At 55.8% G+C, this 12,332-nt stretch carries 7 protein-coding genes; 6 read left to right on the top strand and 1 reads right to left on the bottom strand.

Annotated features, from left to right (window positions below; all coding sequences use genetic code 11):
- The first annotated feature begins 64 nt into the window (after positions 1 to 64).
- The 6 genes from ptsP (at position 65) to AB4Y96_RS24285 (ending at position 9,783) form a co-directional block, all read left to right on the top strand.
- Entirely contained in the window at positions 65 to 2,305 is a 2,241-nt protein-coding gene (gene ptsP / locus AB4Y96_RS24260) for a phosphoenolpyruvate--protein phosphotransferase (RefSeq protein WP_441920459.1), read from the top strand.
- Between the two features lie 24 nt (positions 2,306 to 2,329).
- Entirely contained in the window at positions 2,330 to 3,409 is a 1,080-nt protein-coding gene (prfA, locus tag AB4Y96_RS24265) for a peptide chain release factor 1 (protein ID WP_441920460.1), read from the top strand.
- A gap of 4 nt (positions 3,410 to 3,413) precedes the next feature.
- A complete protein-coding gene (gene prmC, locus AB4Y96_RS24270) occupies positions 3,414 to 4,277 on the top strand; it encodes a peptide chain release factor N(5)-glutamine methyltransferase (protein ID WP_441920461.1) in 864 nt (287 codons plus the stop codon).
- Between the two features lie 295 nt (positions 4,278 to 4,572).
- The gene (locus AB4Y96_RS24275; protein ID WP_441920463.1) at positions 4,573 to 5,319 is read left to right on the top strand and encodes a DUF4167 domain-containing protein; all 747 of its coding nucleotides are present in this window, start codon (positions 4,573 to 4,575) and stop codon (positions 5,317 to 5,319) included.
- A gap of 209 nt (positions 5,320 to 5,528) precedes the next feature.
- Positions 5,529 to 8,141 carry an ATP-dependent chaperone ClpB gene (gene clpB / locus AB4Y96_RS24280; protein WP_441920464.1) on the top strand — a complete coding sequence of 871 codons (2,613 nt, stop codon included), beginning with the start codon at positions 5,529 to 5,531 and terminating at the stop codon, positions 8,139 to 8,141.
- Between the two features lie 220 nt (positions 8,142 to 8,361).
- Entirely contained in the window at positions 8,362 to 9,783 is a 1,422-nt protein-coding gene (locus AB4Y96_RS24285; RefSeq protein WP_441920465.1) for a L,D-transpeptidase, read from the top strand.
- 14 nt (positions 9,784 to 9,797) lie between these two features.
- On the opposite strand, the gene AB4Y96_RS24290 is transcribed toward AB4Y96_RS24285, so the two are convergent.
- Positions 9,798 to 11,750 carry a M23 family metallopeptidase gene (locus tag AB4Y96_RS24290; protein ID WP_091880077.1) on the bottom strand — a complete coding sequence of 651 codons (1,953 nt, stop codon included), beginning with the start codon at positions 11,748 to 11,750 and terminating at the stop codon, positions 9,798 to 9,800.
- Positions 11,751 to 12,332 lie beyond the last annotated feature (582 nt).

A 12,332-nucleotide genomic window follows, 5' to 3' on the forward strand; every position in this document is an offset into this window, starting at 1 on the left:
CTTGCCGATATTGTTATGGAGCAGATGGGTGCCCACGCGCGAGCAGATTACAGGTCCTCGTGTCATGCTGAAGCGCCTCCGCGAATTGATGGCGGAGGCTCTTGAGCCGCAGGAGAGGCTTGACCGTATCGTTCGCGAAATCGCGCAGAACATGGTCGCCGAAGTGTGCTCATTTTATGTGCTGCGTTCCGATGGGGTTCTCGAACTCTATGCAACCGAAGGTTTGAACCCATCGGCCGTTCACTTGGCGCAGTTGCGCCTCGGCCAAGGTCTTGTCGGTACGATTGCCTCAAGCGCCCGGCCGCTCAATCTGACCGATGCCCAGACCCACCCCGCCTTCGCCTACCTGCCGGAGACAGGCGAAGAAATCTACAACTCCTTCCTCGGTGTACCGATCCTGCGGGCAGGGCGCACGCTTGGCGTTCTGGTTGTGCAGAACAGGACCAAACGTGTTTACCGTGAGGACGAGGTAGAAGCGCTTGAAACCACGGCGATGGTTTTGGCGGAAATGGTTGCTGCCGGTAGCCTGACACGTCTGGCGCGGCCGGGTGTTGAGCTTGATCTCGGCAAGCCCATGAGTTTTTCCGGTAGCGCCTTCAATGATGGTGTCGGCCTTGGCCATGTTGTGCTGCATGAGCCGCGCATTGTCGTGACAAACCTTTTCAACGAGAACATCGATACGGAAATCGACCGGCTCGAAACCTCGCTCGGCTCCTTGCGTATTTCCATTGATGACATGCTGTCGCGCCGCGATGTGGCGTTTGAGGGCGAGCACCGCGAAGTGCTCGAAGCCTACCGGATGTTTGCCCATGATACGGGCTGGGTGCGCCGTCTCGAAGAGGCAATCCGCAATGGTCTGACTGCTGAAGCAGCGGTTGAGAAAGTTCAGAGCGATACGCGCGCGCGGATGATGCATCTGAGCGATCCCTATATGCGCGAGCGTCTCAGCGATTTTGATGATCTAGCCAACCGGCTGCTGCGCCAGCTGATGGGGCGTGATGTGAAGACCATGGCCGGTTCGCTGGCCAAGGATGCCATTATCATTGCCCGGTCGATGGGCGCTGCCGAACTTCTCGACTATCCGCGCGAGCGTTTGCGCGGGCTGGTACTGGAAGATGGCGCGGCGACAAGCCATGTGGTGATCGTGRCTCGTGCGATGGGTATTCCCGTTGCGGGACAGGTCAAGGGCGTCGTGTCCATGGCCGAAAACAATGATGCTGTAATCATCGACRGCGATGATGGCCGCGTGCATTTGCGTCCGCAGGCGGATGTCGAAGCGGCTTACTCGGAAAAGGTCAAATTCCGTGCCAAGCGTCAGGCTCTCTATCGCGAATTGCGCGACAAGCCATCGGTGACCAAGGATGGTGTGCCGATCTCTCTGCTGATGAATGCGGGGTTGCTGGTTGATCTGCCGCAACTGACGGAAGCGGGTGCAGCGGGCATTGGCCTCTTCCGCACGGAACTGCAATTCATGGTGGCCTCGACCTTCCCCCGCGCCGAACAGCAGGAGCGGCTCTACCGTTCGGTGCTGGAAGCCGCCGGGGATCGTCCGGTGACATTCCGCACGCTCGATATTGGCGGCGATAAGGTTCTTCCCTATTTCCGCAGCAATACGAATGAAGAAAATCCTGCCATGGGCTGGCGCGCAATCCGCCTGACGCTTGATCGTCCGGGTTTGCTGCGCACGCAGGTTCGCGCCTTGCTGAAAGCAGCAGGCGGGCGTGAATTGCGCTTGATGCTCCCGATGGTCACTGAGGTGGCCGAGGTTCGCAAAGCAAGTGAACTGATCAACCGCGAAGTGCAGCACCTGTCCCGCTTTGCCTATAATCTGCCGACTCGGGTAAAGATCGGCGCGATGGTTGAAGTGCCATCCCTGCTTTGGCAGCTTGATGAACTGATGTCCGTCGTGGATTTCGTTTCCGTTGGCTCCAACGATCTGTTCCAGTTTGTCATGGCTGTGGATCGCGGCAACTCGATTATCAGCAATCGTTTTGACAATCTGTCGGTGCCTTTCCTGCGGGTGCTCCGCCAGATTGCGCAGGCGGGTGTACGCAACAACACGGATGTGACGCTGTGCGGCGAAATGGCCGGTAAACCACTTTCAGCCATGGCATTGATTGGCCTTGGCTTCCGCTCCATTTCCATGGCACCGGCGTCCATTGGCCCTGTTAAAGCAATGCTGGGCACGCTCGATGTGGGCGCGTTGCATGCGCAACTCTCCGACGCGATCGACAATCATGGCGATACGGGTTCCCTGCGGCATGTCCTGAACAAATTCGCAGAGCGGACGGGCGTTCCGCTGTGAAATTTACTGAGGTAGTAAACTAAAATGATGTCCATTCCGCAGGATCGTATGGATCAGCTGCTGAAGCGGTTTTCCATGATTGAATCGCAGATGGCGAGCAATCCTGATTCCGACACCTATGTGAAGCTGGCCTCGGAATATTCCGAGCTTGAGACCGTCGTTGCCAAGATCCGCGATCTGATCGCAGCACGCAGTGAAGCTGATGATCTGAAGAGCATGCTCAACGATGCGTCGACCGATAAGGATATGCGCGAACTGGCCGAGGCGGAGTTGCCTGAGATCAATGAGCGCATTGAAGCGCTTGAGCAGGAGATCCAGGTTCTGCTCCTGCCGAAGGACGTTGCCGACGAACGCAATGCGATTCTCGAAATCCGTGCCGGGACAGGCGGTTCGGAAGCCGCGCTGTTCGGTGGTGATCTGTTCCGCATGTATGAGCGTTATGCGGCTGCCAATGGTTGGCGGGTCGAGCTGATTTCAGGCAGCGATGGTGAAGCTGGTGGCTATAAGGAAGTCATCGCCATGGTTTCCGGCAAGGGTGTTTTTGCCAAGCTCAAATTCGAGTCGGGCGTTCACCGGGTTCAGCGCGTGCCGGATACGGAAGCGAGCGGGCGCATTCATACATCTGCAGCAACGGTTGCTGTGCTCCCCGAAGCCGAGGAAATCGACATCGATATTCGCCCTGAAGATATCCGCATCGATACGATGCGCGCATCGGGGTCAGGCGGACAGCACGTCAATACGACGGACTCGGCTGTACGTATTACGCATATTCCATCGGGCATTGTCGTGGTGCAGGCGGAAAAGTCCCAGCACCAGAACCGCGCGCGCGCCATGCAGGTGTTGCGGTCACGGCTCTTTGATATGCAGCGGCAAAAGGCTGACAGCGAGCGGTCGGAAGCCCGGCGCAGTCAGGTTGGTTCGGGCGACCGTTCGGAGCGCATCCGCACCTATAATTTCCCGCAAGGCCGCGTGACTGATCATCGCATCAACCTGACGCTCTATAAGCTTGACCGCATTATGGAAGGTGATCTTGACGAACTGATCGGGGCGCTCATCTCGGACTATCAGACTGCGCTTCTCGCCCAGATGAATGACGGGTACTGAAGGTATGGCTGAGGCCCGCCTTGCTGACGTCCACATTCAGGCGCGCTCTGTACTGACCAAAGCTGGAATCGCCGGAGCCGACCTTGATGCGCGGCTTCTGGTGGAATGGGTAACCGGTTTCGACAGGCTCGAAACAGTCCGTAATCCGCATAACATCGTGACGAAAGACGTGATGGCCAGGCTCGATGCTGTGCTTATCCGGCGAATCAACGGCGAATCAGTGCACCGGATCATCGGAAAACGCGAATTTTTCGGACTGGAGTTCGCACTTTCTGTGGATACTTTGGAGCCGCGACCGGATACCGAAGCGCTTGTCGAGCTTGCTCTGCCGTTCCTGCATCAGCGTGTTGCAGAGAATGGAATTGCTGACCTTGTTGATCTTGGAACGGGAACCGGAGCAATCGCGATTGCCTTGCTCAGCCAGGTGCCGAACCTGCGGGCGATTGGCGTTGATATGGCGCCTGGCGCTCTTGCCACCGCACGTAACAATGCCTGCCTGAACAATGTATCCAGCCGCTTTGCCGCTCTGCGCTCCAACTGGTTTGCCGAGGTAACTGGCGGATTTGACATGATTATTTCCAATCCACCCTATATACGCTCCGGTGATATTGCGGCCCTTCAACCCGAAGTCGCAGTGCATGATCCCGTTCTGGCGCTTGATGGTGGGCCTGATGGCCTTCAACCCTACCGTATCATCGCGGAACAGGCGGACGCCCATCTTCGCACGGGTGGAGCAGTAGCGGTGGAGATTGGCTTTGATCAAAGGACAGATGTCGAAGCTATTTTTGCAAGAACAGGTTTCGCTTTGAAAGGTCTGCAGAAGGATATCGGGGGGCATGAAAGAGCAATGTTGTTCATGAAGTCATAAAATTATTGAAAAAAGGCTTGGAATTTGTCGCGAAGGCAGCTAGTTTCCAATCACCGCTCTAAACCGAACAAGTCTGGTTTTACCTATCAAGAGATTGATACGGAATTTTCCGGGTGTTGATTTCTCATCGGAATTGTTCTTGGGGAAATGGTTTTTGCGGAAGCACAAAAGTTCTATGAAACTTTAGATGCGATTGAAGCGCGGGGCGCGCTTCAGGTCGGCACTTGAGAAGCGAAGCTTTTTGACTCAATTGGTGAGCAAATTAGCGCCCCTGATTTTCTGAAAAGAGATAAGTATGAGGCCAGTACAGCAGAATAGGCGCATGCGCGGACGCGGTAACAATAACCGCAAAGGTCCCAACCCACTTTCCCGTAATTATGAGAGCAACGGCCCTGATGTTAAAATCCGGGGAAATGCTCAGCACGTCGCCGAAAAATATACCACTCTTGCGCGTGATGCGCAGAGCAGTGGTGATCGCGTGATAGCGGAAAACTATCTTCAGCACGCCGAACATTACAATCGTATCATTCTTGCTGCCCAGGCTCAGGCGCCTGTCCAGTATCAGCGCGATGACCGCGATGATCAGGACGATGATGGCGTTTACGATGATGACGGCAACGAACAGCAGCAGGACCGTCCAGTCCAGCACCAGCAGATCAATGGCAGCGGACCGCAGCCGGTGATTGAAGGTACACCTGCTGAAGTTGCCTATGGCGAGGAGCCGGTCAGCCAGCGCCAGCCGCATCATCAGCAGCGCAGGCAGTATGATCAGAACACCTCCAACGATCAGAACGCATCCAATGCATCTAATAATGATGACGATGATGCTGGATCTGAGTCCGAGGAAGTGGCCGAAGCAAAACCCGTTCGCCGCGCACCGCGTGGCCGCAGGCCAGCCCGTCCGCGTGAGCCGCGGGTGGCGGATGAAAACAACGCTGCTGCAGCGGCTGCTCCCGCCGATACGTCAAATGACCTTTCTCCGGCAGGTATTGTTGCCGAAGTAAAGAAGCGCCGCGCAGCGGTTGAACCATCTGACGTCTGAACTGTTGATACATAGTGGTCTTGAAAACGGCGCGGAATGATTTCCGCGCCGTTTTCTTTTTTAAGTCTGTGGCTTTGGGAGTATCTTGCGGGGGCAGGAAAGCATTCCCATATGAGCCCAGAAGCGTATGGATCTGCCTCTTGCAGGGGGTCCGTCACCAGAGGACTCCAGAGTGCCGCTTACGGGCTTTGGGGAAAAGGAGACACAGAATGAATGTTGAAAAATATACGGAGCGCGTTCGCGGCTTCATCCAGTCCGCGCAGACGTTTGCGCTCTCTTCCAATCATCAGCAATTTGCACCGGAGCATTTGCTCAAGGTTCTCGTTGATGATGAGGAAGGTCTCGCCGCATCGTTGATCGAACGGGCAGGCGGACGCATTGCCGATGTGCGGCTTGGATTGCAGGCTGCGCTCAATGCCCTGCCGAAAGTAACCGGCGGCAATGAGCAGCTTTATCTTGCTCAGCCATTGGCGAAGGTTTTTGCCACCGCCGAGGAAATTGCCAAAAAGGCTGGCGACAGTTTCGTTACGGTCGAACGGCTGCTGACGGCGCTTGCCGTTGAAAAATCGGCGAAGACTTCGGAGATATTGAGCCGCGCTGGCGTGACCGCTGCGGGCCTCAATGCGGTTATCAATGATATCCGCAAAGGCCGGACAGCCGACTCGGCTTCCGCCGAGAACACCTATGACGCCTTGAAGAAATACGCGCGGGATCTGACTGCCGATGCGCGGTCGGGCAAGCTTGATCCGGTTATCGGACGCGATGATGAAATTCGCCGGACCATCCAGGTCCTGTCACGCCGCACGAAGAACAATCCAGTGCTCATTGGCGAGCCCGGCGTGGGCAAGACGGCGATTGCCGAAGGTCTTGCGTTGCGTATCGTCAATGGCGACGTGCCGGAGTCTCTTAAAGACAAGCAGTTGATGGCGCTCGACATGGGCGCACTGATTGCCGGTGCCAAATATCGCGGCGAATTCGAAGAGCGTCTGAAAAGTGTGCTTTCCGAAGTGCAGTCGGCCAATGGAGACATCATCCTCTTCATTGACGAAATGCACACGCTGGTTGGTGCGGGCAAGGGCGAAGGATCGATGGATGCATCGAACCTCTTGAAGCCCGCGCTTGCCCGCGGCGAACTGCATTGCGTTGGTGCAACGACGCTGGACGAATATCGCAAGCACGTTGAAAAAGATGCAGCGCTTGCACGGCGGTTCCAGCCGGTGTTCGTTGATGAGCCAACGGTTGAGGATACGATCTCGATCCTGCGCGGGTTGAAGGAAAAATACGAACAGCATCACAAGGTTCGTATTTCCGATTCGGCTCTGGTTGCTGCTGCAACCCTGTCGAACCGCTACATCACTGACCGGTTCCTGCCTGACAAGGCTATCGACCTGATTGACGAAGGCGCAGCGCGCTTGCGGATGCAGGTGGATTCAAAGCCGGAAGAGCTTGATGAAATCGACCGCCGCATCATGCAGCTGAAGATTGAGCGCGAAGCTTTGAAGGTCGAGAAAGACGATGCTTCAAAGGATCGTCTGGAAAGACTGGAAAAGGAGCTGGTCGAGCTTGAAGAACAGTCAACCGGCCTGACCAATACATGGCAGGCGGAAAAGCAGAAGCTTGGTCATGCGGCTGATCTGAAAGGTCAGTTGGATGATGCACGCAATGCTTTGGCTTCCGCCCAGCGTAACGGCGAATTCCAGAAGGCGGGCGAGCTTGCCTATGGAACGATCCCGCAGCTGGAAAAACAGCTTGCACAGGCCGAACAGCAGGATGGATCAACCTCGATGGTCGAGGAAATCGTCACTCCTGATCATATCGCGCAGGTCGTGTCGCGCTGGACCGGCATTCCAGTTGACCGGATGCTGGAAGGCGAACGGGAAAAGCTGTTGCGGATGGAAGACGAGTTGGCCAAGCGGGTCATCGGGCAGGGCGAAGCGGTTCAGGCCGTTTCCAAGGCAGTCCGCCGCGCCCGTGCCGGTCTTCAGGATCCGAACCGGCCGATTGGCTCGTTCATCTTCCTTGGACCAACTGGTGTTGGCAAGACGGAACTCACCAAGGCACTCGCCTCGTTCCTGTTCAGTGACGAGACAGCCATGGTCCGCCTCGATATGTCCGAATATATGGAGAAGCATTCAGTCGCTCGTCTGATCGGCGCACCTCCAGGTTATGTCGGTTATGAGGAAGGCGGCGCACTGACCGAAGCGGTTCGTCGCAGACCCTATCAGGTTGTGCTTTTCGATGAGATCGAAAAGGCGCATCCGGATGTGTTCAACGTTCTGCTGCAAGTGCTTGATGATGGACGTCTGACCGATGGTCAGGGCCGTACGGTGGATTTCCGCAATACGCTGATCATCATGACGTCCAATCTGGGAGCAGAATATCTGACTGCGCTTGGGGAAGATCAGGATGTGGAAAGCGCCCGCGAGGACGTGATGAGTGTGGTCAAGGCCTCGTTCAGACCGGAATTCCTCAACCGCGTCGACGAGATCATTCTGTTCCATCGTCTGAAGCGGAACGAAATGGGTGCCATCGTGGCTATTCAGATGCAGCGTCTGCAGTCCTTGCTGACTGATCGCAAGATCACCATCAAGATTGACGACGATGCAACCAACTGGCTTGCCGAGAAGGGTTATGACCCCGCCTATGGCGCACGTCCGCTGAAGCGGGTGATCCAGAAGCAGGTACAGGACCCTCTGGCGGAGAAAATCCTGCTTGGCGAGATTCTGGATGGCTCCACGGTCAAGATCACGGCAGGTTCAGACCGGCTCAATTTCCGGTCTGTGAAGTCTGCCCCGGACCGGGAAAAGAGCGAAGCTGCATAATTGCGCCTGATATAATGATGCATGGAAGCAAAATGGCCGCCGTCTGGCGGCCATTTTCATGTCCGGTTCATCCTGTAGATGCAATGACAGAGCCGTCGTTTGAAATCGAACCGGTTTTATTCAGCAGAAAAGGCTCGAAAAAACCGCATTAACCATAAAGACAGGAAAATCGGTCATTTATGCTTAAGGACAGGTTAGCGGAAACCGGAAGTTGGAAAATATGGCGCTTCGTCATTTGATTGTGTTTGCATCGATTTTTACCACTGCTTTGGCGGTGCTTGCGCCTGTCGCGCCTGCGCAGGCTGCAGGTCTGCCTGCGCGTGAAAGCGCGAATCAGGCGCCATATATGGTCGCGCAAGTGTTCGAATCAGATCGGCGGGCACGACGTGACGAGTATCGCGTTTATTTCGACGAGTATGGACGGCGTGTGACGCTGGATCGCCGGGGCCGGGTGGTTTCGGTCGAAGAGCCGCGCAACGATATCAATAATGGCCGGGGCGCTGATTATTTTCCCGATGCGCCGCAGGATTCTTTTGATACGGGCTCTATTCCCGAAGACCCTTACGCGAATCGCCCAAACGATGCCTATCAGAGGCAGCAGCCATCCGAACGCGACTATCGCACGGTTGAACGCGCACCGCTGCCGCCCGCAAACGGCGAATCGGACATTCCTCCCGCCAATCCCGGTCTGATCGATCCGGAAATGCCTGGTGAGAATCTGGCGACGCCGCCATCTCAGGAATCAATACCGGCTCATCCCAATCCTGCGCCGACTGTGCAATTGCCAAAGGGGCAGGGCGCCAAAGCCAAGATTGCCGCGATTCAGGTCCTGCTTGATCGCATCGGTGTATCACCGGGTGTCATTGACGGTCGCAAGGGTGGCAATGTCGACAAGGCCGTGGCAGCTTTCGAGGAAATGACCGGCCAGAAATTTGATCCGCTCAATGATGCGGGAATCCAAGCATCGCTTGAGCAGACGGGTGGTCCCGCCTTTGTTTCCTATACAATCAGCTCGGAAGATGCAGCCTATCCATTCGTTGCGTCGATTCCTGAGGATTACAGCCATAAGGCACAGCTCGAACGGATGGCCTTTACATCAGTCACCGAAATGCTGGCCGAACGCTTTCACATGGATGAAGGGTATTTGAAGGAGATCAACCCCGGAGTTGATTTCAATCAGCCCGGTGTGGCTATTCAGGTTGCCAGTACCGGCCAGAATGTTGGTGGCTCGGTGACGAAAATCATCGCCGACAAGGGACGCAAGCAGGTGCGCGGCTATAATGCCGAGGGGCGGCTGGTTGTTGCCTATCCCGCCACCATCGGTTCAACCGATACGCCATCACCGTCGGGTATCGTTCAGGTGGAGCGCATCGCCCTCAACCCGAACTACACCTATAATCCCAAGCTCAATTTCAAGCAGGGTGAGAATGACAAGGTGCTGACCATACCGCCGGGTCCAAACGGGCCTGTCGGTACGGTGTGGATTGCATTGTCAAAGCCGACCTACGGTATCCATGGTACGCCGGAGCCGTCAAAGATTGGCAAGACGAACAGTCATGGCTGCGTGCGACTGACCAACTGGGATGCAACGGAACTCTCTAAGCTGGTGCAAAAAGGCGTGACGGTTGAATTTCAGGATTAATTAATGGGTCGCACTTAACCGCTGGCTGCCATCTTCGGCGCGCTGTTGTTGTCATCCTTCAGGAGCTGATCGATACGCTCGCGTTCGCGCTTGAAGGCAACAAGATCATCGCCATCAAGCGCCCTGCCGCCCGGCAGACGGATACGCATCGGGTCGACCTTCGATCCGTTGACGATGACTTCATAGTGCAGATGCGGGCCGGTTGAGAGACCGGTGGAACCGAGATAGCCGATAACCTGACCCTGCCGGACGCGGGCGCCGGGTGTTACGCCAGAAGCAATGGCGTTCTGGTGTGAGTAACTGCTTTCATAGCCATTGGAATGGCGAAGAACTGTCTGGTTGCCATAGCCATTGGTCCAACCGGCCCGTTCTACAGTGCCATTGCCGGCAGCAATAATCGGGGTGCCACGCGGTGCCGACCAGTCAACACCCGTATGCATGCGCGAATAGCCGAGAATCGGATGACGCCGCATACCAAAAGGCGAGCGGAACACACCGTTTGGTACAGGATTGCGCAACAGGAACTGTTTCGAGCTCTTGCCGTTCTCGTCATAATAATCGGTCGAGCCATCGCCGGAATGGAACCGGTAGAATTTGCGCAGGTTTCCGCCAAAATTGGCAGCGACATAGAGAATTTCCGATTCGTCACCGGCCTTTTCCGAATCGGCAGGCAGGGAGAAGAAAGCTTCCAACTGATCTGTTGGTAAAAGCTGCGACTGGAAATCCACATCCGATGCCAGCATGCGGACCAATTGCTGGATCATCGTATCGGTCATGCCATAGGCTATGCCCGCGCGATAAATGCCATCATAGACCGTCGGGAGATCGCCGGGCTGACGCGATGAGGGCGGATTGTCATCAAAAGCCACCTGCAGGCCCGGCGTCATTTCCGGCTCGTCCGCAGGCACATACTGGTCTTTATCATTAAGGGCGATGGTCAGAATATGCGTTGTGCCATTATAGACACTGGCCCGCATGATGCGGTCGACATTGTCGCGCGACTCAATGCCGAGCCGCAAAACGCTACCGCCTTTCAGGCGTGGAGAATTCAGGAGCTTTGAAATTGCCTCGGACATGCCGATGGCATCATCATTTTCGTAACCGGCGTCGCTGAAAGCGCTAAGGATTTCCTTGTCATTGCGGAAAGGTATGAGTTCCTCGGAATAACCGTGGCTTTCCACATCTTCGTTGGCTCGCGGCGTGACGCTGACATTTTCCTGAATGATCTTGACCGCGAGTGGATTGCGCAGATTGAAAGGATCTTCATCAGCGCCAAAGCGCAGCGGATCAACATAATGCAGCGAAGCCACCTGCACCGCGCCGTCAGTCAGCAATGCGCCGGTGTTGCGGACAACTTCTTCCACCTCATCAGCGCTCAGATCATCGGACGGATCAAACTGCGCCGTGGCCAGAGGAAAATCCACCGTGCGCAGACTGACTTCGCTTTCAACCTTGGCGCCATAGATCAAACCTGTTTTGGGCGTGGGGTCAGTTCCTTCATTGGCCTCGGCAAACACATCCAGCGGATTGAACCCGGGATATTTGCGGTTGCTGTTATGAACAGAAGCCAGTGCTATGCGGACATATTCAAAGGGTGTGGAGCGAATGACGTCCCGTTCGCCCTCTTTGAACACAGTCGATACATCAAGGCGGCGGCGATCACGGTTGCGCCGGATCGGCGTGGTTGCGGCAACGCGCGCGCCTTTGGTTACATCGCTGCTGCCCTTGGCCGATGGCATTGTATTGCGAGCCATCAGTTCGGGCGGGGTCGCCAATTGTTCCCGGCCATCCAGCGCCGCAAACAAGGCAACACCCATCAACATGCTCGAGGTGATACCGGTCAGAAAAGTACCAGCCAGCCATCGCGCCGAAATTTCCCGGCGATCGGGCGGACCGCGACGCCCGTCCGTAATCAACGGCGGTTCGTTGCCCGGATCGATTGATGAGTGCCCCTCGTACTCTTTCATTATACTAAGTGTCGATCCTGATACTAAGTGTCGATCTGTCGCCGTTATTGATGCAGGCTTACTTTGATTTTCCGGCGCGTGCCGACCAGCCATTTACTGGTACGAAGTCAACGAGGCCGCAGTTTTGCCCTCGCAGCTTCCATCTGTCAACGCGCTGAACAGGAAGAGTGCCTGTATCTATAGACGTACGCCATAATACATTGGAATAAGCCCCGCATATGCCAGCCAGCGCTAGGGTTTGAATTGGGCTTGTTTGTGGCCGCGATGATCACAATTCACTTCGGCGGCTTATTTGCCGGCGTTGTCTCCAGCAAATACGGGGCTGTGGATAATTCATGTCACATTTTTGATAAAAACTTTGAAATCGTTGTTGACAGTTTTGGTGGTGGGGGTCTATATACCGACACAACGAGGGCGGGGCGCCGCTGGCGGTTGCTGAATGCGCCCTAAAGGAAGCTCTCTGGAAGTTTTCGGATTGTTGCGCGAGTGACGGTTCTTCGGGTACGGCCTCGAAGGGATTGACGGTTTGGCGGAGACGTTGGCTGTTGGTTTTTGGGGTTTGACTTGTGCCGGTTGGTTCCG

It is taken from the genome of Phyllobacterium sp. TAF24, assembly GCF_052113785.1.
GTDB lineage: Bacteria > Pseudomonadota > Alphaproteobacteria > Rhizobiales > Rhizobiaceae > Phyllobacterium.